Source organism: Frigoribacterium sp. AC394, assembly GCF_979258095.1.
Genome location: NZ_OZ409834.1, coordinates 1,591,605 through 1,611,158 on the forward strand (window position 1 = coordinate 1,591,605; position 19,554 = coordinate 1,611,158).

16 protein-coding genes are annotated in these 19,554 nt (G+C 72.9%); 7 read left to right on the forward strand and 9 right to left on the reverse strand.

Annotation, left to right across the window (positions count from 1 at the left end):
* Window positions 1-19: 19 nt before the first annotated feature.
* From ACZZY9_RS07335 to ACZZY9_RS07350, 4 genes are all read right to left on the reverse strand, one after another.
* The gene (locus ACZZY9_RS07335; protein WP_463463594.1) at window positions 20-934 is read right to left on the reverse strand and encodes a carbohydrate ABC transporter permease; all 915 of its coding nucleotides are present in this window, start codon (window positions 932-934) and stop codon (window positions 20-22) included.
* Window positions 934-1,983, reverse strand: coding sequence for a carbohydrate ABC transporter permease (locus ACZZY9_RS07340; protein ID WP_463463595.1), 1,050 nt, complete (start codon window positions 1,981-1,983; stop codon window positions 934-936). The genes ACZZY9_RS07335 and ACZZY9_RS07340 overlap by 1 nt, the downstream gene beginning before the upstream one ends.
* 4 nt (window positions 1,984-1,987) lie before the next feature.
* Window positions 1,988-3,319 carry an ABC transporter substrate-binding protein gene (locus tag ACZZY9_RS07345; protein WP_463463596.1) on the reverse strand — a complete coding sequence of 444 codons (1,332 nt, stop codon included), beginning with the start codon at window positions 3,317-3,319 and terminating at the stop codon, window positions 1,988-1,990.
* 108 nt (window positions 3,320-3,427) lie between these two features.
* On the reverse strand, window positions 3,428-4,444 hold the full coding sequence (locus ACZZY9_RS07350) for a LacI family DNA-binding transcriptional regulator (RefSeq protein ID WP_463463597.1): 1,017 nt from the start codon (window positions 4,442-4,444) through the stop codon (window positions 3,428-3,430).
* 235 nt (window positions 4,445-4,679) lie between these two features.
* Here ACZZY9_RS07350 and xylA point away from each other — a divergent pair, with 235 nt between their 5' ends.
* The gene (xylA, locus tag ACZZY9_RS07355; protein WP_192061551.1) at window positions 4,680-5,873 is read left to right on the forward strand and encodes a xylose isomerase; all 1,194 of its coding nucleotides are present in this window, start codon (window positions 4,680-4,682) and stop codon (window positions 5,871-5,873) included.
* Between the two features lie 86 nt (window positions 5,874-5,959).
* Here xylA and ACZZY9_RS07360 read toward each other — a convergent pair whose 3' ends face one another.
* On the reverse strand, window positions 5,960-6,745 hold the full coding sequence (locus tag ACZZY9_RS07360) for a GDSL-type esterase/lipase family protein (protein ID WP_463463598.1): 786 nt from the start codon (window positions 6,743-6,745) through the stop codon (window positions 5,960-5,962).
* Between the two features lie 307 nt (window positions 6,746-7,052).
* On the opposite strand from ACZZY9_RS07360, the gene ACZZY9_RS07365 reads away from it, so the two are divergent.
* The 6 genes from ACZZY9_RS07365 to ACZZY9_RS07390 all read left to right on the forward strand — a co-directional run bounded on the left by ACZZY9_RS07365 (window position 7,053) and on the right by ACZZY9_RS07390 (window position 14,498).
* Complete coding sequence (locus ACZZY9_RS07365; protein ID WP_463463599.1) at window positions 7,053-7,751, forward strand: TetR/AcrR family transcriptional regulator; 699 nt, start codon at window positions 7,053-7,055, stop codon at window positions 7,749-7,751.
* Window positions 7,748-8,395 (forward strand): hypothetical protein, encoded by a 648-nt coding sequence (locus ACZZY9_RS07370; RefSeq protein ID WP_463463600.1) that lies wholly within the window; start codon window positions 7,748-7,750, stop codon window positions 8,393-8,395. The genes ACZZY9_RS07365 and ACZZY9_RS07370 overlap by 4 nt, the downstream gene beginning before the upstream one ends.
* Entirely contained in the window at window positions 8,392-10,563 is a 2,172-nt protein-coding gene (locus ACZZY9_RS07375) for a YhgE/Pip family protein (protein ID WP_463463601.1), read from the forward strand. Before ACZZY9_RS07370 ends, ACZZY9_RS07375 begins: the two co-directional genes overlap by 4 nt.
* Window positions 10,564-10,696: 133 nt before the next feature.
* On the forward strand, window positions 10,697-11,965 hold the full coding sequence (locus tag ACZZY9_RS07380; RefSeq protein WP_463463602.1) for a glycosyltransferase family protein: 1,269 nt from the start codon (window positions 10,697-10,699) through the stop codon (window positions 11,963-11,965).
* Window positions 11,962-13,047, forward strand: a complete 1,086-nt coding sequence (locus tag ACZZY9_RS07385) for a glycosyltransferase family 4 protein (RefSeq protein ID WP_463463603.1) — start codon at window positions 11,962-11,964, stop codon at window positions 13,045-13,047. The genes ACZZY9_RS07380 and ACZZY9_RS07385 overlap by 4 nt, the downstream gene beginning before the upstream one ends.
* Window positions 13,044-14,498 (forward strand): tyrosine-protein kinase domain-containing protein, encoded by a 1,455-nt coding sequence (locus ACZZY9_RS07390; protein ID WP_463463604.1) that lies wholly within the window; start codon window positions 13,044-13,046, stop codon window positions 14,496-14,498. The genes ACZZY9_RS07385 and ACZZY9_RS07390 overlap by 4 nt, the downstream gene beginning before the upstream one ends.
* A gap of 209 nt (window positions 14,499-14,707) precedes the next feature.
* Here ACZZY9_RS07390 and ACZZY9_RS07395 read toward each other — a convergent pair whose 3' ends face one another.
* The 4 genes from ACZZY9_RS07395 to ACZZY9_RS07410 all read right to left on the reverse strand — a co-directional run bounded on the left by ACZZY9_RS07395 (window position 14,708) and on the right by ACZZY9_RS07410 (window position 19,552).
* The gene (locus tag ACZZY9_RS07395) at window positions 14,708-15,796 is read right to left on the reverse strand and encodes a glycosyltransferase (RefSeq protein ID WP_463463605.1); all 1,089 of its coding nucleotides are present in this window, start codon (window positions 15,794-15,796) and stop codon (window positions 14,708-14,710) included.
* Between the two features lie 86 nt (window positions 15,797-15,882).
* On the reverse strand, window positions 15,883-17,178 hold the full coding sequence (locus ACZZY9_RS07400) for a hypothetical protein (protein WP_463463606.1): 1,296 nt from the start codon (window positions 17,176-17,178) through the stop codon (window positions 15,883-15,885).
* Between the two features lie 5 nt (window positions 17,179-17,183).
* On the reverse strand, window positions 17,184-18,416 hold the full coding sequence (locus ACZZY9_RS07405) for a hypothetical protein (RefSeq protein WP_463463607.1): 1,233 nt from the start codon (window positions 18,414-18,416) through the stop codon (window positions 17,184-17,186).
* A complete protein-coding gene (locus ACZZY9_RS07410) occupies window positions 18,413-19,552 on the reverse strand; it encodes a glycosyltransferase (protein ID WP_463463608.1) in 1,140 nt (379 codons plus the stop codon). Before ACZZY9_RS07410 ends, ACZZY9_RS07405 begins: the two co-directional genes overlap by 4 nt.
* Between the last annotated feature and the right edge of the window lie 2 nt (window positions 19,553-19,554).

Sequence of the window (19,554 nt, forward strand, 5' to 3'; positions counted from 1 at the left end):
GCCTTTCGAGCGGTGCGCGCTACTTGACCGCACCGGCGGTGATGCCGCGGGTGAGGGTGCGCTGGAAGAGGAGGAAGAACACGAGGGTCGGGATCAGGCCGAGCAGCGCCGAGGCGCTGGTCGTCGTGACGTCCATCAGGCGGTCGCCCTGCAGCGCCGTGATGGCCACCGGCACCGTCTGGTTCGCGTTCGAGACGAGGAAGGTCAGCGGGATGAGGAACTCGTTCCAGGTCCAGATGAAGAAGAAGATCGCGAGCACCGACAGGGTCGGACGACTGATCGGCACGATCACGCGCCAGAGGATCTGCCACCGGCTGGCCCCATCGAGCGATGCGGCCTCGAGGACCTCCTTCGGGAACGTGCCGTAGACGCTCGACAGGAGGTACGTGCCGAACGCGCTCTGGATCACCGTGAAGATGATGATGACCGCCCAGATGTTGTCGTAGAGCCCCACCTGCTTGAACAGGAAGTACAGCGGGTAGAGCAGGGCCTCCTGAGGCAGCATGTTCGCCAGCAGGAAGAGCACGATGATCCAGGTGCGGCCGCGCACCCGCCCGATGCCGAGCGCGTAGGCGTTGAACACCGAGATGACGACGGCGAACACCGCGACGAGGCCGGCGATCACGAAGCTGTTCCAGAGCTTCTGCGGGAACTCGACCCGGTTCCAGAAGTTCACGAGCCCGTCGAAGTAGAGCGACGTCGGCAGGCTCAACGGCCCGCCGGCCGTGTAGTCGGCGGGCGACTTGAACGAGTTGACCAGGATCAGCAGGTACGGCAGCGCGATCAGCACGCCGAACAGCACGGCCGCGGCGAGGATCGCCCAGTCGGCGGCCGTCTTCTTGCGCCCCCGCTGCTTCGCCTTCGGGAGGCGCGGGTCGGCCACCGCAGGACGGATGCGGTCGTCGTCGACCGGGGGTACGACGGTCGTGGCCATCAGCGGCCCCTCTCAGCTCGTTCGGCCCGGTTCTGGGCCTTGATGAAGAACACCGTGATGACGACGATGACGAGGGTCAGCGCCGTCGCGATCGTGGCGCCGTAGCCGACCTGCTGGCTCTGGAAGAACTCGCTGTAGGCGTAGTAGCTCGGCACGATCGTCGAGTCGCCGGGCCCGCCGCGGGTCAGGGCGTAGATCGGACCGAACACCTTGAGCGCCGCGATCGTGCAGGTGAGCACGACGACGAAGATCTCGGGTCGGATGATGCTGACGGTGATCGCGCGGAACCGCTGGAACCAGCCGGCCCCGTCGAGCTCGGCGGCCTCGTACAGCTCGGGGTCGACCCGCTGCAGGGCCGCCATGAAGATGACCACGGGGTAGCCGAGCTGCACCCAGACCATGACCACCATGATGCTGAGCAGCGCCGTGTCGGGGCTGCCGAGCCAGTTGTGCTGCAGCGCACCGAGCCCCACCGCCTCGAGCACGGTGTTGAGCGCGCCGTTCTCGGGGCGGAGGATCCAGCCGATCACGATCGCGGCGATGGCCACGGGCAGGATCTGCGGCAGGTAGTACGTCGCCCGCAGGAACGACGCGAGTCGGCCGCCGAACTTGCGGCCGATCAGGTCGAACAGCATCGCGGCGAGCAGCAGGCCGAGCAGGGTCGGGACGACGACCATCGCGATGATCAGGAACACGCTGTTCTGGAACGACGTCCAGAAGCGCTCGTCCGACATCAGCTCGCGCCAGTTGTCGAGGCCGGCCCAGGTCGGCGGCCGGATGCCGCGGTAGTCGGTGAAGCTGAGGTAGACGTTCCAGACCAGCGGGACCAGCACGACCACCGTGAAGAGGACGAACCCCGGGATCAGATAGAGCCAGAAGCCGCGGCGACCGGAGCCCGGCAGCAGGCTCTCCTCCGGGGGGAGGACGGGGCGGGTCGCGCGACCGGAGTCGCCGGCACCGCGGCGGGGGCGCCCGGAGCCCGGGAGGGCCGGCGATGTGGGCCGACCCTCCTGGGCGCGCTGCGCCTCCTTCGTGTCGACGGAGGTCATCGCGTCACTCTCCGGTGATGTCGTCGACGCCGCTCTGGTACTGGTCGCCGAGGGTGCTGAGCATGTCGTCGGGCGAGGTCGAGCCGTTCACGAGCTCCTGCGTGCCGGCGACGAGCTGGTCGTAGAACGTGGGCGTGGGCCAGTCAGGGTAGAAGGCGAGCCCGTCGCGCTCGAGGAGCGTGTTGAAGTTCGCGATGAGCTCCTGGCTCTTCGGGTCGGTGATGTCGGCAGGGTCGGCCTTGACGGGCACTCCGCCGTTGTTGCCGATGAGGTTCTGGATCTCGGGGCGCATCGTGATGTCGATGAACTTCGTCGCGAGGTCCTTGTTCGCGGCGTTCTCGGGGACGACCCAGAGGTTGCCGCCCGAGCCCGGAGCCATCTCGCTGCCCGGGAACAGGAACGTGCCCCAGTCGAAGGTCGCCTCGTCGGCGACACGACCGGCCCACCAGCTGCCGGAGACCATGATCGGCGCGCCGCCGCTCATGAAGGTCGTGCCCATGTCTTCGGCCTTGATGCCCGTGACGTCCTTCGAGATCCAGCCCTTCTCGACGTACTCCTCGAGCTTGTCGGCGGCGTAGGTCAGCTCGGGGCCCTGCCAGTCGACGTCGCCCTCGTAGAGCTGGTAGTCGTCGACGAACGAGCGGTCGGCCTGCGAGAGGGCGAGCTGGTAGAAGAGCTGCCCCAGCGGGTACTCGGCACCGGCCTCGGCGAGCGGGGTGATGCCGGCGTCGGCGAAGGTCTGCAGCGCTGCCTCGAACTCGTCGTACGTGGTCGGCACCTCGATGCCCTGCTCGGCGAAGGCGTCCTTGTTGTAGAAGACCTCGACGTACTCGCCGTAGTTGGGGATGCCGTACCAGCTGCCCGAGCCCATGATGCCGCGCTCGTCGTACTTCGACGTCGTAGCGATCGACGGGGCGAGGTCGTCGTCCCAGCCGTACTCCTCGACGGCGTCGTCGAGGTTCGACAGCAGCCCCTGGCTGGCGAGCAGACCGGCGGTGGCGTTGCCCTTGTTGTACTCGAGGATGTCGGGGGCCTCGTCGGAGTTCAGCACCTGACTGGCGGTCGAACGGATCTGCTCGAAGCTCTTCGCCTCGAACTCGACCTTCGCTCCGGTCTCCTCCTCGAAGGTCTCGATGGCCTGATCCCAGGCGATGCCCATCGCGCTGGTCTCGCTCTCGAAGTGCCAGAGCTTCAGCGTGTTCGGGTCGGATGACCCTCCGCCGCCGGCGGAGCAGCCGGCGAGCAGTGCGGCGGTGGCCACGAAGGCCGTGCCGGAAGCGGCGATGCGTCGTCTGTTCAAGGTTCTACCTCCTCGTAGAGTGCCCGTCGCCTGCATCGTCGAAGCGTTTCGACGATGAACAGGGGGCGACGGAGCGGGTGGTCATTCAGTGGTGGTGCGGTGGTGCCGTGGTGCTGTGTGGTGCGGTGGTGCGGTCGGGTGGGTTCAGGAGGCGCAGGCCGGCTCGATGACCGACCCCTTCGCCAGATAGGTGGGTGCGATCAGCTCGACACCCGTGTCGACGCGGCCGTCGATCCGGTCGAAGGCGGCCTCGACCGCTCTCGAGCACATCTCGTCGATCGGCAGCGGGATGGTGTCGAGCGGCGGGTCGAGCTCGTCGGCGGGGTAGCTGGCGCAGGCGGCCAGCACCGAGAGGTCTCGGGGGATGTCGACGCCGAGCCTGCGCAGATGCTGCATCGCGGCCTCGGCGGTGGGCTCGCTGCAGTGGAGCACCAGGGCGGTCATGCCGGGCAGTCGACCGCGGAGCTCGTCGACGGCGCGGATCGCGGAGGCGCGACCGAGGTCGGTCGCGACGGTCAGGCTCTCGACGCCCCGATGGGCGGCGCGGGCCGCGAAGGCGTCGTCGAAGCGCCGGATGAAGCCGGTGTCGCGCTCGAGGTACGAGGCGGGGTGGCCGATGACGCCGATCGACCTGTGGCCGTGGTCGGCGAGGCGGTCGACGACGAGACGCGCGGCCGACTCGAAGTCGAGATCGATGCAGGCGAGGTCGTCGACGTCGCGCGGGATCCCGATGAAGCCGGCCGGGAGTTCGAGCTCTCGCACGAGGTCGACGCGCTCGTCGACCGTCGCCACGCCGAGGGCCACGACCCCGTCGACGAGTGAACTCGAGGCGACCCGGCGGATGCCCGAGACCTCGTCGTCGGTGGCGAGCAGGAGGACGTCGTAGTCGCGACGGCGCGCGGCCTCGACGACCGCGGTGACGAACCGCATCTGCGTGGGCTGGTGGTTGTCGGCACGGATCGGCGCGCTGAGGGCGAGGATGTTGGTGCGCGCGCCGGCCAGCATGCGGGCCCCGGCGTGCGGCCGGTAGCCGAGACGCTCGACGGCGTCGGTGACCCGCTGCCGCGTGCTCGAGGCGATCGAGCGCTTGCCGGAGAGGGCGTACGACACCGTGGAGATGGAGACGCCCGCGGCCTGCGCCACATCGTGGATCGTCGCCATCGTGACCTCACCGTCTCGTCGTCGTGTCGTCCGACCCGTCGAGGCGAAGCGCTTCGACGAGGTTCGAGAGGAGACGATACGACAGCTCCGACCGATGCGCAAGGTGTTTGTCGCCGCCGTCAACAAATGCCCGCAGCCCCTCGACCGAGCCGCCTCGGACGTATAAGTTGTAAGCGACAACAATCGCGACCAGCGCCTCCGGCGACTCGCGCCATCGACCACGAAAGGGACACCGATGTCCGTCACCCCCACCCGCGAAGACAAGTTCTCGTTCGGCCTCTGGACGATCGGCTACACCGGAGCCGACCCGTTCGGCGGCCCCACCCGCCCCGACCTCGACGTGGTCGAGGCCGTCGAGAACCTCGACCGCCTCGGCGCCTACGGCCTGACCTTCCATGACGACGACCTCTTCGCCTTCGGGTCGACCGAGGCCGAGCGCCAGAAGCAGATCGACCGCCTGAAGGGGGCGCTCGACGCGACCGGCATCGTCGTGCCGATGGTCACCACCAACCTGTTCAGCGCACCGGTCTTCAAAGACGGCGGGTTCACGTCCAACGACCGCGGCGTGCGCCGCTTCGCGCTCCGCAAGGTGCTGCGCAACATCGACCTCGCCGCCGAGCTCGGCGCCGAGACGTTCGTCATGTGGGGCGGCCGCGAGGGCGCCGAGTACGACAGCGCCAAAGACGTGCAGGCCGCCCTGTCGCGCTACAAGGAGGGCGTCGACATGCTCGCCCAGTACGTGACCGACAAGGGCTACGGCCTTCGCTTCGCCATCGAGCCGAAGCCCAACGAGCCCCGCGGCGACATCCTGCTGCCGACGCTCGGCCACGCGATCGCGTTCATCGACACGCTCGAGCGCCCCGAGCTGTTCGGCGTCAACCCCGAGGTCGGCCACGAGCAGATGGCGGGCCTGAACTTCACGGCCGGCATCGCTCAGGCGCTCTACCAGGGCAAGCTGTTCCACATCGACCTGAACGGTCAGCGCGGCATCAAGTACGACCAGGACCTCGTCTTCGGTCACGGCGACCTGCAGAACGCGTTCTCGCTCGTCGACCTGCTCGAGCACGGCGCCCCTCAGGGCGGCCCGTCGTACACCGGCCCCCGCCACTTCGACTACAAGCCGTCGCGCACCGAGACCATCGACGGCGTCTGGGAGTCGGCCGCGGCCAACATGCGCATGTACCTGCTGCTGAAGGAGCGCGCGCAGGCGTTCCGCGCCGACCCCGAGGTGCAGGAGGCGCTGGTCGCCAGCCAGGTCGCCGAGCTGTCGACCCCCACCCTCGCCGAGGGCGAGGGCTACGACGCCCTGCTCGCCGACCGCGCCTCGTACGAGGACTTCGACGCCGACGCGCACTTCGGCGGCCACGGCTACGGCTTCGTCCGCCTGCAGCAGCTCGCGGTCGAGCACCTGATGGGCGCTCGCGGCTGAGGGCGGACGCGCCAGCGTTCGCGCCGCGAGCGCTGACGCGCTCCAGCGCGTCAGACGGAGCTAGATGCGACTGACGGGTCGTCCACTCACCGGTGGGCGACCCGTCGTCGTGCGTCGACCCCGATCAGTGCCGCATGGACGCGCGGTGCGACGATCTCGGCCCACCGGCGGTGCAGGGTCGACCACGAGAACAGGTCGCGGACGGTCATGTCCGCGAGGGCCGCGAGCGGGAAGTCGACGTGGTCGACGCCGATCAGCTCGCGCGAGAGGCGCTCGGTGACCGCGTTGAGCCGGTCGACCTGCCCCGTGATCAGACGGGAGGCGAGCGGCGGGATCGGTCGGAACTGGGCCATCGGCGGGATGGCGGCGAAGACCACGGCGCACTCCTCGCCGGCCTCCTGCCGGATGCGGCCGACGAGCAGCCGCAGATCGCGCTCCCACGCGCTGGGGCTCGTGGCCGACAGCACGTCCGCGATCCCGAGGAACACGACGGCCGCGCTGGCCCCCTCGGCCGAGAGCGACGGCATGGTGACGGCGGTGCGCGCCGTGAGGACGGGCGAGGTGAGCTCCGACCAGGTGAGGCCTCGACCCCGGGAGCGAGCCACGCGCGAGGCGACCTGACTCGATGTCGTCATGCCGTGGCTCAGCACGCCCATGCCCGCGACGGCGATGCTGCCGATGAAGGCGATCCGCTCGGGGGACGGCCCGGTGATCGCCGGGCTGCGCTCGTCGCGGGGGAAGACGGCGGACGCGAGGTCGCGTCGGTACATCTCCAGGTGGAAGGCGAACAACGGCCGCCCGAGGGTGACGAGGACGGCAATCGGCCCCGAGAAGCGGGTGGCGACGGTGCGGTCGGGGTGGGGCTGGGGCATGCGGTCCTGGTGACGTCATCACCGCGGGCGGCGAGGGGATCTCCGAGTGAGACCGTTCACGATTCTGTGCGGGGAGCCCCCATCGATCCAGATGCATTCGCAAAGGGGACAACGCCTGCGTTCCGCTCGCCGTCCCCCCAAATGCGGACACCGCCAGACGAAATCCTGATGAGGAGGTCTTCCCACCGAGGCTCGGCACTCGTGAGGCATGAGCGGGCGCGTGACCGGCCCCCGCGAAGTGGGGTCACATCGTGACGACCTCGGGAGTCATGTTGCACACTGCTGTGCAAGATCGTAAGATCGCATCGTGACCACGACTCCTTCGACCCGGCGAGCGCCCCGGCGCGACGCCACCGCCAACCGCGAGGCGCTGATGGCGGCCGCCGTGCGCCTCCTGAACACCGACCCGGGGGTGCCCCTCGAGGCCATCGCGGCCGAGGCGGGCCTCTCACGGCGCAGCGTCTACGGGCACTTCGCGACCCGCGACGACCTCGTGCGCGAGGTGACGCTGCGCGGCGCGGCGCGCATCGGGGCCGCGGCCGTCGTGCAGCCGAGCTCGAGCGATCCGGTCGTGCAGCTCGCCGCCCTCGGCGCGCGCCTGTGGTCGGAGGTCGAGCACGTGCGGGTCATGGCGCAGCTGACCGTCCGCGGCCCGCTGATGCACGTGGTCGGCGAGGCGCTGGCGCCCCTGCGGGCCTTCGTCCGCGAGACCGTCCGGCGCGGCGTCGTCGAGGGGCGGATGCGCTCCGACATCGACGTCGACACGCTGGCGCACCTGGTCGAGGGTGCCGCGTTGTCGGTGCTGGACGAGGCCACCGCGCGCGATCTCGGGCGCGCCGAGGGGCACCGGCTCGTCATGCTGGCCGTGCTCGCCATCGTGGGCCTCGGCTGGCGCGAGGCCCAGGAGCTCATCGCGGGCAGCCGCGAACTCGACCTGGGCGCCCCCGCGGCCGGCGGCTCCCCCGCGCCCGTCGGCGACCCCGCCGTCTCGGAGGTGTCCGCATGAGACTCGAGCTGCTCGGCGCGGCCGTCGGCGACGGCCCCGGCGCACCCCTCGCCCCGCTCACCGTCACCGCCGATCGGGGCCTCCCCGGCTTCGTCGCCGTCGAGACCGAGAACGGCCCCACCGTCGCGAGCCTCGTCGCCGGCGGGCGGATGGCACCCGAACGCGGCCGCGTCCTGCTCGACGGGAGCGACGACGCCGACGCGATCCGCGCCTCCTTCGCCCTCGTCGACACCCCCGGCGTGGCCGAGCCGTTCGGCTCGCTCACCGTCTCGCAGGTCGCCCGCGAGGAGCTCGCCTTGGCGGGTCTCCGCAGCGACCGCGCCTCCGTCGCGCTCGTCGTCGAGTCGCTCGGTCTCGACGAGCACCGGCGCACGCGCCTGCACGCGCTCCCCACCGAGCGCCGCGTGCGACTGCTCACCGAGCTGGCCGTGCTGCGCCCCGACGTGCGCGGAGTCGTGCTCACGACGCCCGAGCGGCACGGCGGCGACGTGCACGCCTGGCTCGACGTCGTCGGCGATCTGGTCGCCCGCGACTACACGGTGCTGACCGTGACGAGCTACGCGGCCCTCGCCCAGGCCTCGATCCCCTCGCCCGACGTCGACGACGACGCCCCGTCTCCGACACCCGAAAGCGACCCCTCGTGAAGATCGTCACCCTCGTCCGTTCCGAGTTCCAGCGGCTGACCTCGACGGGGCTCGCCCGCCTCGCCCTCGTCGCGCTGATGACGGTGCCGCTGCTCTACGGCGGCCTGTACCTGTGGGCCAATCAGGACCCGTACGCGAAGCTCGACAAGGTCCCCGCCGCGCTGGTGAACGCCGACTCGGGCGCCGTGTCCGACGGCGAGACCGTCGACTACGGCGCCGATGTCACGAAGGAGGTGCTCGACGGCGGCGACTTCGACTGGCACGAGACGACCGCCGAGGAGGCGCGGGCCGGCCTCGAAGACGGAACGTACGACTTCACGTTCACGATCCCGACGGACTTCAGCGCCGACCTCGTGTCGGCGTCGAGCGACGACCCGCAGCGCGCGCAGATCGTGCTCGCGACCAACGACTCCAACAGCTATCTGTCGACGACCATCGCCGAGCAGGCCGCCAAGACCATCAGGGCGTCGGTCACCGAGCGGGTCGGCAAGGAGGCCGCGACGCAGCTGCTCGTCGGGTTGTCCGACATCCGCACCAGCCTGGGCGACGCGGCCGACGGCGCCGCGCAGCTGAACGACGGCCTCGGGACGAGCGTCGGGGGCGCGGATCGACTCGCCACGGGTGCGGCCGACGCCCGTGACGGCGCCGACCGGCTCGCTGCCGGCGCCTCCGACGCCCACGACGGCGCCGACCGGCTCGCGACGGGGGCCGCCTCGGCCGACACCGGCGCTCGCACACTCGCCGACGGCGTCGGAGCGCTGAGCACCGGCGCGACGACGCTCGACGCCGGGTTGCAGCAGCTGCGCTCGAGCACCGCTGAGCTGCCCGCGCAGACGCAGGCGCTCGCCGACGGCGCCGCCCAGGTGGCGGCGGGTAACGATCAACTGGCGACGACCGTCGCCGGGGCCGCCGCCGACAGTCAGACCGCGGTCGACGCGCTGCCCGAGGCGCAGGCCGCCGCGCAGTCCGACATCGCCGCCGCTCTGGCGGCGCAGGGTTACGACGCCGATCAGATCGCGGCCATCGCCGCCACGTTCGCCCCCGTCACCGACGACCTCACGACACGACTGACCGGCGCGAACACGCAGCTGCAGGCGCTGAACGGCTCGGTCGCGCAGCTCTCCGCCGGTGCCGATCAGGTGGCCGCCGGCACGAGCACCCTCGCCGAGCAGACCCCGGCGCTGACCTCGGGCATCTCGTCGGCCGCCGACGGCTCGGCGCAGCTGTCGACCGGCGCCGCGACGGCCGCCTCGGGGGCGACCGACCTCGCGACCGGACTCGGCACGCTCGACTCGGGCACCGCCTCCTTGGCCGACGGCCTCGGCACCCTCGACACCGGCGCGACGACACTCGCGTCGGGGCTCGACACGCTCGCCACCGGCACCGTCGATCTGCACGACGGCCTCGTGCAGCTGCGCGACGGCAGCACGACCCTCTCGGACGGGCTGCAGAACGGGCTCGCGCAGATCCCGGCGAGCACCGACTCGAGCCGTGACGACCAGGCGTCGGCGATCTCCGACCCGGTGTCCGTCACCGATCGCGCCCTGACCAGCGCAGGCACGTACGGCGCCGGGCTCGCCCCGTTCTTCATCAGCCTGGCGGCGTGGATCGGCATCTACGCGCTGTTCCTGATCGTCAAGCCGCTGTCGAAGCGGGCGATCACGGCCGTCAAGGCGCCGGGTCGCGTCGTGGCCGCCGGCTGGCTGGCACCCGCGCTGCTCGGCCTGGTTCAGATGGTGGCGCTGTTCGGCATCGTGACCGGCCCGCTCGGCTTCGACGTCGTGCACCCCTGGGCCATGGTGGGGCTGATGGTGCTGGCCTCGGCCACGTTCGCGGCGATCATCATGATGCTGAACGTGCTGCTCGGCAGCGTCGGGCAGTTCCTCGGGCTCGTGCTGATGGTCGTGCAGCTCGTCACCGCCGGCGGCACGTTCCCGTGGCAGACCCTGCCCGCCCCGCTGGCGGCCCTGCACTTCGCCCTGCCGATGAGCTACGCCACCGACGGACTGCGCCAGGTGATGTACGGCGGCAGCCTCCCGACCGCTGCCGGAGACGCTGGCGTGCTCGCCTGCTGGCTGCTGGGAGCCCTGCTCGTCTCGTACCTGGCCGCCGCCCGGATGACCCGCCGACAGACCCTCCGCGACCTCCGACCGTCGCTGATCGGCTGACACCCGGCCGCCCTGGGCGGCGCCGCCCGAGGCGGTGAACCGAGGAGGCGCGGGTCGAGACCATCTCGACCCGCGCCTCCTCCCGTGGCATGTCGCCTTGACGTGCCACATGCCGGTGAACAAAACTGTCGTGATGCACACGCACCGCGCGACACCCACGCCCGCCGTCCTGGCCTACCCGATGCATGGGCAGACCAAATTCACGACCGAGGGGTACCGGACGCGCGACGCCCACCTCGTGGAGTGGCTCGGGCGCCTGACCGGAGACCGCGGGGGCGTCGCCGTGGTGTCGCGACCGGAGCCTGCGGTGCTCGCGGTCGGGGCGTCGTGGCGGGGCGGCCGGGGCCGTCGGGGCGGCGGGCGACGGCGGCCCGGGCAGCTGGGCGGGCCCCCCGGTGTCGCGGCAGGGACGCGGCCGATCGAGACGACCACCTGGCGGCTGCCCGACCCGCGCGACCGACGGCGGTGGTGGGTCCGCTCGGCCGACGCCTACCCGGGGCTGCCCCATGCCTGGCGCGATGTCCCCGCCGTGGTGTGGAACCCCTTCACGGCACTGGCCCTCCCGCACGCGAACCCGTTCGTGACCGGACGCACGACCGTGCTCGACCTGCTCGACGACTGGACCGTGCACCACGCGTTCGCGGGCATCCGACCGGAGGTCGAGCGCGCCTACGCCGCCGCCTTCGCCTCGGCCTGCCAGGTGACGGCCAATGCCGAGGGCACGGTCGAGCTCGCCCGCCGCTTCGGCCGCGACGACGTCGTGCTGCTGCCGAACGGCTGCGACCCCGAGCGGTTCGACAGCACGTCGGCCGCGACGGGTCCGCTCACCGTCGGCTACGTCGGCAAGATCGGACGGCGTCTCGACCTGGGCGGCATCGTCGCCTGCGCCGAGGCCGAGCCCGACGTGCGCTTCGTCTTCGCCGGCCCCGTGCTCGACCGCGAGTACCACCGGCCCCTCGCGGCGCTGCCCAACGTGACGCTGCTCGGCGACGTGCACTACGACGACGTGCCCGCCCTGCTGCGGACCTTCGACGTCGGCTGGGTGCCGCACCGGGTGGGGAGCGGGGAGCGGGCCGGGGGCCGGGGCGGCGGGGTCGGGGCCGAGGCGGGGGGCGAGGTGGGGGGCGAGGTGGGGGGCGACATCATCAAGACCTACGAGTACCGGGCGGCAGGGCTGCCCGTGCTGACGACCCCGGTCGACGGCTGCGATCGCCGCGGCCTCGACGAGGTCGCCGTCCTCCCCCTCGATCGGCACGCCGAGCGGATCGGCGCCTGGAGTCGATCGGGCCCCCGCGTCGCCCGCCGCCCGGCCGCCATCCCCCGCGAGGCGACCTGGCGACTCAAGGCCGAGACCGTCCTCGGCGCCCTCGCCCCGGCGTCGGTCGCGCGGAACCCCCGATGAGGGTCGCTCTCGTCGCCGCCCCGCTGATGGCCCGGAGCGGCGTGCACCGCTCGGCCCACGACCTCGTCGCAGCCGCCCGGGCGCGGGGTCTCCCCTGGACCGCCCTCCTCGGCATGCGGCCCGACGCGGCGGGCGCTCCGATCGACGCCCCGGGGGTCACCGAGACCGTGCTCGTGCGCCACGGCGTCGACGTGCTCCGCGAGGTGCATCGCGCCGTGCACGCCGACCCCGACGTCCGACGGGCCGACGTCGTGGTGTCGCTGGTGCCGCAGAGCGACATGGTGGTCGCGACGTCGCGCGCCCTGCGCCACGCACCGCGGGTCGCATGGGTGCGGGGGCTGCCCTGGCCGGCGGCGGGCGAGCAGCGTGATCTCCGTCGGCTGCTGCTCACCGCCCTCGAGTCCAGGGCGCTCCGCACCCTCGACGACGTCTGGGCGACCTCCCCGCTGCTCGCCGGCCAGGTGTCGAGGGCTCGGGTGCCCGCGATCGTGCCCGCCGGCGTGCCCGGCCTCCCCCGCACGAGCCACGGCGATCAGGAGGGGCCGCTCGTCTGGGCGGGGAGACTCTCGGTCGAGAAAGGGCCCGGCGAGTACCTCGATCTCGTGCGCCGCGTCGGCGGTCCGGCGCGCCTCCATGGCTCCGGTCCCCTGGAGGACGGGCTCCGCCGCCGACGGACCCCCGGTCTCGACTGGGCCGGCTGGCTGCCCGCCGAACGGCTCTGGCGCGACGCCGGCATCGCCGTGACGACCTCGTACCGCGACGCCTTCGGGCGCAGTCCGGTCGAGGCGGCCTCGGCCGGCGTGCCCGTGCTGCTCAGCGACGGGACGGGCGCCGCGCCGGCCCTGTACGTCGATCCCGAGCTCCGGCGGCGATTCGTGCTGCCGCTCGACGACCACGACGCGTGGGACTCCGCCGTCCGCGACCTCCGCGGCGACGCCGATCTGCGACGCCGCGTCTCGGACCACGTGCACGCCAACGCCTCCGAGCTGACCATCGAGCGATCCCTCGACCATGCGCTGCAGCGACTGCGCGCACTGGCACCGCACCTCCACCCCACCACCGAACGGACGGCAGGCTCATGACGCTTCTCGACCTCGTCGGCGCCCTGCGCCGGTCCGCCCTGCTCGTCGTCGCGATCACACTGGTCGGCGTCGCCGCCGGCGCGGCCGTCGTCGCGCTGACGACCCCGCTCTACACGTCGTCGACCCTCCTCTTCGTGTCGGTCCGCTCGGCGGCGGCCACGACGGCGGGCGAGCTCGTCCAGGGCAACGCCGCCGCCCAGCAGAGGGTGCAGTCGTACGTCGGCGTCGCGACGAGCCCGCGGGTGCTGCAGCCCGTCGTCGACGAGCTCGACGACGGCACGACCCTCTCGTCGCTCGCTCCTCAGGTGTCCGCCGAGACCCCGGTGAACACCGTCAACATCCGCATCACGGTCGTGGACCCCGACCCGGCACGGGCCGCACGTCTCGCCGGGGCGATCGCCGAGAGCTTCCGCACGGTCGTCGTCGACGAGCTCGAGACCCCCGCGCCCGGCGGCACGAGTCTCGTCGGGGTCGAGACGCTCGCTCCCCCGGTGGTCGCGACGGCGCCGTCCAGCCCCGACCTCGCCGTCGACGTGCTGCTGGGCGGCCTCGCCGGCCTCGCCGTCGGCTTCGCGGCCGCGGCCCTCCGCGCCCGTCTCGACACGCGGATCCGCAGTCGCGCCGACATCGAGGCGGTCACCGGCGGCACCCTCCTCGGAGCGCTCGGCTTCGACCGCGACGCCGAGCAGCGGCCTCTGGTCGTCGCCGCCGACCCGCGCAGCCCGCATGCCGAGTCGTTCCGCTCGCTCCGGACGAGCGTGCAGTTCATCGGCCTCGACCGGACGGCGCGCTGCCTGGTCGTCACGTCCGCACTGCCCGCCGAGGGCAAGACGACGACCGTGGCGAACCTCGCCATCGCCCTCAGTGAGACCGGGTCGCGGGTGATCGTCGTCGACACCGACCTGCGCCTGCCTCGGCTCGCCGACGTGCTGGGCCTCGAGGGGGTCGTCGGGGTCTCCGACGTGCTGCTCGGCAAGGCGCGTCTCGCCGACGCCGTCCAGCCGTGGGGGCGGGGCGGACTCGACGTGCTGCCGGCCGGGACGCTGCCGCCGAACCCGAGCGAGCTGCTGGGGAGCAACCGCATGGCCGATCTGCTCACCGAGCTCGCGCGGCACTACGACCACGTGCTGCTCGACGCCCCGCCGCTGCTCCCGGTCACCGATGCAGCCGTGTTGAGCCGCCTCGCCGACGGTGCGATCGTCGTGGCCGCGGTGGGTCGATCGACCCGCGGGCAGCTGACCGCCGCCCTCGAGATGCTGACGGCCCTCGACGCGACGTCGTTCGGCGTGGTCGCGACGATGCTGCCCGCGACCGGGCCGCAGGCCTACGGGTACGGGTACGGGTACGGGTACGGGTACGGGTCCGCCGGGCCTCAGGGGCGGAAGCGGGCCGCGGCCTCGGAGCCGCACCCGCCCCGCGCGACCGAGGAGCCCAGCCCCGCGCCGTCCTGAGCCCGCCGTCCCGCCCCGCCCCGCTCGTGTGTGCAAATCGCGACCATTTCGGCGCCAGAAGGCGGTTTCGGGGGCGATGAGGAGCGTTTCGCCACCGTTTTGTCGGGTTCGGCACGCCCAAGCCGGCCGGCGCGGTCGGGTTCGGCCCGACAGACGCCAGCGACGCAACCCACCCCGCCGACTCAGCCGGCGCGGTCCACCCCGCCGACTCAGCCGAGGAGGGCGCGCAGCTCGGACTCGTACGCGGCGCAGACGTCGCTCCACGCGTAGTGCCTCCGGGCACGCCGCCGGCCCGCTTCGCCCAGCTCGGCCCGTCGCCCGGGGTCGTCGAGCAGGTCGGTGACGGCGCGGGCGATGGCGCCGGGCTCGGGGGCGACGAAGACGCCGGCCGCGCCGAGCACCTCGCGGTTGTACACGGTGTCGCGGGCCACGACCGGGGCGCCGCAGATCATCGCCTGCACGAGTGCCGGGTTCGTGCCGCCGACGCTGTGCCCGTGGAAGTACACGCCCGCGTTCCGCCAGAGAGCGAAGAGACGGCGGTCGTCGCGGAGGTGCCCGAGGTGCACGATCTTCGGCGAGCGCGCCGCCAGCTCGGCCACGCGGTCGTCGAGCTCGCCGCCATAGCCGCTCGACCCGACGATCACCACGGTGTGCCGGCGAGCGACGACCTCGGCCGCCGCGACGAACTCCGCGACGGTGTTCTCGGGGACGAAGCGGGCGACGAAAAGCGCGTAGCCGCCCGGCTCGAGGTGGGCGTCGGCGATCGACAGCTCGGCGGTGACCGGGTCGGGTTCGTCGGCTCCGTAGGGCACGAAGACCCCCTCCACCCCGAACTCGTCGAGCCAGCGACGCTCGATCTCTCGGGCGTCGCAGACGATGCGGTCCGCCCAGCGCGCCGTGGCCATCGCCCCGCCACGGAAGACCGCGCGGGCGACGCGACCCCACTTGGCGCGCTCCCACTCGATGCCGTCGACGTTGACGAGCGTCGGCACACCGCGCCAGCGCAGCAGCGGCAGCCAGAAGCCGTTCGCGCAGTTCATCACCAAGGCGACGTCGGGCCGTCTCCGCACGGCGTCGACGATCGCGGTCAACCCGTAGGTCAGTGTGCTGAGCGACCGGGTCTCGAGCCCTCGGGTCTCGCGGCGCAGGACGCGCGGGTCGGCGCCGTCGGCGCTCGTCGCCCCGGGTCGACCGTAGACGGTGACGTCCCACCCGGCGTCGGCGAGCGCGGGGGCGAGTCGACGGACGGCCGTCTCGAACCCGCCGTAGTGGCTGGGGTAGCCGCGCGTCCCGATCACCGCGACTCGTGGGCGCCGCCCTGACGGGTCGAGGGGGCCGCCTGGGGTCGCAGCGGCAGGCCGGCCGGAGGGGTGGCGGGTGGGTGTCATGCGATGCTCTCTGGTCGGCGGCGGTCGGGCACGGTCGGTCGGTGGGGGTCGGGCCCGGTCGGTCGACCCGCGAGCGCCGTCGCCCCGGCGGCGAGGACGGTCATGGAGGGCCAGAAGACGTAGTCGAAGGTCACGAGCATCCCGACGAAGACGGCGCAGAGAGCCCGGGCGAGGGGATCACGCGTCGCGAGGGCGACGACGAGCACGGCGATCATCAGGGCGACGCCGACCACCCCCTGCGTGGCGAGGGTGGTGACGAGCTGGTTGTCGAGCACCCAGAACCCGTCTTGGGGGAACAGCCCCTCGTCGTAGAGCCGCTCGACCGTGCCCACGCCACTGCCGAACAGGACCTCGGCGAACGGGCGACCGAGGAGGCGCGGCACCGATCGGAGGGTCCCGGCCCGGTTCTCGTACGAACCGGACGACAGGAACCGGTCGGACGCCACACCGAGCTCGTCGACGAACACGACGACGACGACCGCGACCCCGAGGAGCGCCGCCGTGGCCCGGACGACCCCGCGCCCCTCGGTGGCCGACACGATCAGCACGGCGACGGCGAGCACGGCGGCGAGCACGATGCTGCGACTGCCCGAGAGGAGCATGCCGGTGACGAGGACCGAGCCGACGAGCACCCTGACCGGGCCGGGGACGCGGCGCCGCGCGGTGATCGTCACCACGAAGGCCACGCAGAGCACGACCCCGTAGGGGATGGGGTGCCCGAGCGTGCCCTGGACCCGCTCGAGCCCGCCGGGCAGGAGCGTGTTCACCAGCACGTACGCGTTCACGTCGCGGCGGCGCAGCCCCCAGGGCACCGGGTCGCCCGTCACGAACTCGACGACACCGAGCACGACCTCGAGCAGGCCGAGCACGACGACCCCGATCCCGAGCACCCGGAGGTCGGTCTCCGACGAGCGCAGCAGGCACCACGCGGCGCCCACGGCGAGCAGGCCCACGCGCACCGTCAGACCGATGGCCTCGGGGTAGCCGATGGCGGTCGTGACGAGGGCGAGGCCGAACGACGTCGCCGTCAGCCCGACGACGACGCCGCCTCGTCGCCTCACGGGTGACCCCGGCAGCACCGCGGCGACGGCCAGCAGCACGATCGCGCCGTGGACGGCCCCGGTGCGGATGCTCTCGGGGGCCGCCGACGACGCGGTGCCGACGAGCAGCCCGAGCGCGACCACGAGGAGGGCGCCCCGGCGCGCAGCGGGGGGAACGAGCAGAGCTGCGACCACCATGACGGCCAGGACGATCAGCGCCGCGGCGATGACACCCGGCCCGGTCGCGGGCATCCCGCTCACGCGACGGGCCCCGAGGAGGCGCGGTGCGCGCGGACGAGGAGGGGCACCACCACCGCCGCCTGCACCCCGATCGCGACGGCCTCGGCCGTCGCGAGACCCGCGAGGGCGCCGGTCGCACCGCCGACCGCTCCGCCCCACAGCACGCCCGTCAGGCCGACCACCGCGGCGGCCGTCGCCGCGGTCGTCGTCGTGCGGACCGCGTCGAGCGTCACGAGGGCGAGCCCGAACGCCCTCGACTGGCAGGTCAGGGCGACGAGCAGCGCCGTCGCGACGACAGCCGACCTCTCGACCGTGACGGCACCGGTGAAGACGACCGCCACGACGGGCGGCATGGCCGTCAGCACCGCGACGGCCGACGCCGCGGCCAGGCCGGCGTTGAGGACGAGCGACGCCACCGTGCGGCGCGCGGCCACCGTCTCGTCGGGCGAGCCGACCCAGACCTGGAGTCGCTGGGGCACGACCGCGACGATGCCGAGCCCGGCGCGGGCCAGCCGGTCGACGGCGGCGAAGGCGGCCACGGAGCCGGGCGCCACGGCCTGCAGCAGCGCGGCCGGCAGGGTCTTGTACAGCGCGGTGACACCCCGCCCGGCGGTCACCACGACCTGCCCGCGGACGATCGTGGGCACGGCCAGCAGACGCTCGCGGGCCGGTGCGACCCGGACGCCGGCCGCCCGCGCGGTGGCGACCAGGGTGACCACCACGGCGAGCAGCGCGGCGAGGCCGTACGCCTCGAGCGGTCCGCCGAGGGCGATGACCCCGGCGGCCGCCAGGGCGAGGACGACCCGCGGCAGGGCCTCGCAGAGCAGCGTCAACCCCGGTCGGCCGAGACCCACGAAGAGCCAGGTCGGACTGAGCGCACCACCGGCGACGCCGAGGGTCAGCAGCACCGCCGCCCCGCGGTGCTCGTCGACGAGCAGCGTCACGGTCACGACCGCGACGGGCGCGAGGACGGCGAGCGCGATGAGGCGAGAGGCGAGGGCGTCGTGGTGGATCTCGGCGTGCTTCTGGGGGTCGCGCGCGACGCGCTGTGGACCGACGACCACCCAGCCGAGCTCGGCGACCACGGCGACCGCGGCCCCGACGGACAGGGCGACGGCGCAGACCGCCCAGCCGTCGGCCCCGAAACGAGTCGTCACGGCCGGCACGACGGCGAACGGGGCGAGCGCGACGACGACGGGCGAGGCGCCGTAGAGCAGCAGGGTCGTCAGGTGCCCGATGAGGCGCCTCACCGTCTGTCGCCCGCGTCGCCCCGGTGCGCGCGCTCGCCGAGGTGAGCGCCGAAGTGGGCGTCGAGTCGAGCGAACCCGCGTGCGACGAGGGCCTCGAGCGCCGGTGCGATCGGAGCGGCTCGCTCGGCCGAGTCGATCGCCGAGGCCGCGACGGGGCCGGCGGCGCTCGGTCGCCCGCCCCTCTCGGCCACGTCGATCAACGCGGCGGCCAGGGAGGCGGCGTCCCCCGGCTCGGTCTGGACGAGCAGTGGTCCCGCCACCGCCTGCAGCTCGTCGAGCGCCGCGCTGCGCTGCGTGACGACCGTCCGCCCGCAGGCGAGGCCCTGCCAGACCTTGTTGGCGACGACCGAGAGCGCCTTGGGCGACTCGCCGAAGACGCCGAGCACCACGTCGCTCCGTCCGATCAGGACGGGGAGCTCGCTCTCGGCGACGGGGTCGACGAACCGGCAGGAGGCGCGGAGCCCGTTCCGCTCGACGAGCCGACGGATGCCGTCGCGGCGGGGTCCTCCCCCGACGAGCGTCAGCTCGACCGGGCGCCGCCGCCGCACGAGGGCGAGCGCCTCGACGACCCTCTCGGTGCCGTGCAGGGGGATGTAGTTGCCGTAGTAGAGCACCCTGAGGACATCCGAGGGCGGGGGCGGCGGCAGATCACGGGCCCAGGCGGGGGCCCCGACGGGGAGGGCGACGACGGGAGTCGACCCGGCCACGGGGCGCAGCTCCTCGGCGCGGGGCTCCGTGTCGATCAGGACCACGTCGGCGAGCCGGACGGCGAGCCGATCGAGCAGCCGTAGCCGCAGCGCCCGTGCCGATCTCGGAGGGACGACCCCCCAGTCGAGCACCGCCGTCTCGTGCAGCCCGATGAAGCAGTCGACCACGAGGCGGGCGCCCCGTGCCCTCGCCATCAGCCAGGCCCACGGCGCATGGGTCGTCCGCATCTCGGCCAGCACCACGACGTCGGCGTGACGGGAGCCCTGCCAGAGACCCCGGGCGTCGACGAGCGCCCGGGTGAGACGCGAGCCGTGCCGCCGGCGGGCGACGACGGTGATCTGCGCACCGAATCGATCGGCCAGGTAGGCGCGGATGCGCGCGTTGCGGGGGTACGCGACGTCGTGGACGCCGTAGTAGAGGACTCTCACGG

Excerpts from the sequence above, each read along its gene's own strand:
- ACZZY9_RS07335 (WP_463463594.1), bottom strand. The coding sequence starts at position 934 with ATGGCCACGACCGTCGTACCCCCGGTCGACGACGACCGCATCCGTCCT.
- ACZZY9_RS07340 (WP_463463595.1), bottom strand. The coding sequence starts at position 1,983 with ATGACCTCCGTCGACACGAAGGAGGCGCAGCGCGCCCAGGAGGGTCGG.
- ACZZY9_RS07345 (WP_463463596.1), bottom strand. The coding sequence starts at position 3,319 with ATGCAGGCGACGGGCACTCTACGAGGAGGTAGAACCTTGAACAGACGA.
- ACZZY9_RS07350 (WP_463463597.1), bottom strand. The coding sequence starts at position 4,444 with ATGGCGACGATCCACGATGTGGCGCAGGCCGCGGGCGTCTCCATCTCC.
- xylA (WP_192061551.1), top strand. The coding sequence starts at position 4,680 with ATGTCCGTCACCCCCACCCGCGAAGACAAGTTCTCGTTCGGCCTCTGG.
- ACZZY9_RS07360 (WP_463463598.1), bottom strand. The coding sequence starts at position 6,745 with ATGCCCCAGCCCCACCCCGACCGCACCGTCGCCACCCGCTTCTCGGGG.
- ACZZY9_RS07370 (WP_463463600.1), top strand. The coding sequence starts at position 7,748 with ATGAGACTCGAGCTGCTCGGCGCGGCCGTCGGCGACGGCCCCGGCGCA.
- ACZZY9_RS07380 (WP_463463602.1), top strand. The coding sequence starts at position 10,697 with ATGCACACGCACCGCGCGACACCCACGCCCGCCGTCCTGGCCTACCCG.
- ACZZY9_RS07385 (WP_463463603.1), top strand. The coding sequence starts at position 11,962 with ATGAGGGTCGCTCTCGTCGCCGCCCCGCTGATGGCCCGGAGCGGCGTG.
- ACZZY9_RS07390 (WP_463463604.1), top strand. The coding sequence starts at position 13,044 with ATGACGCTTCTCGACCTCGTCGGCGCCCTGCGCCGGTCCGCCCTGCTC.
- ACZZY9_RS07400 (WP_463463606.1), bottom strand. The coding sequence starts at position 17,178 with ATGCCCGCGACCGGGCCGGGTGTCATCGCCGCGGCGCTGATCGTCCTG.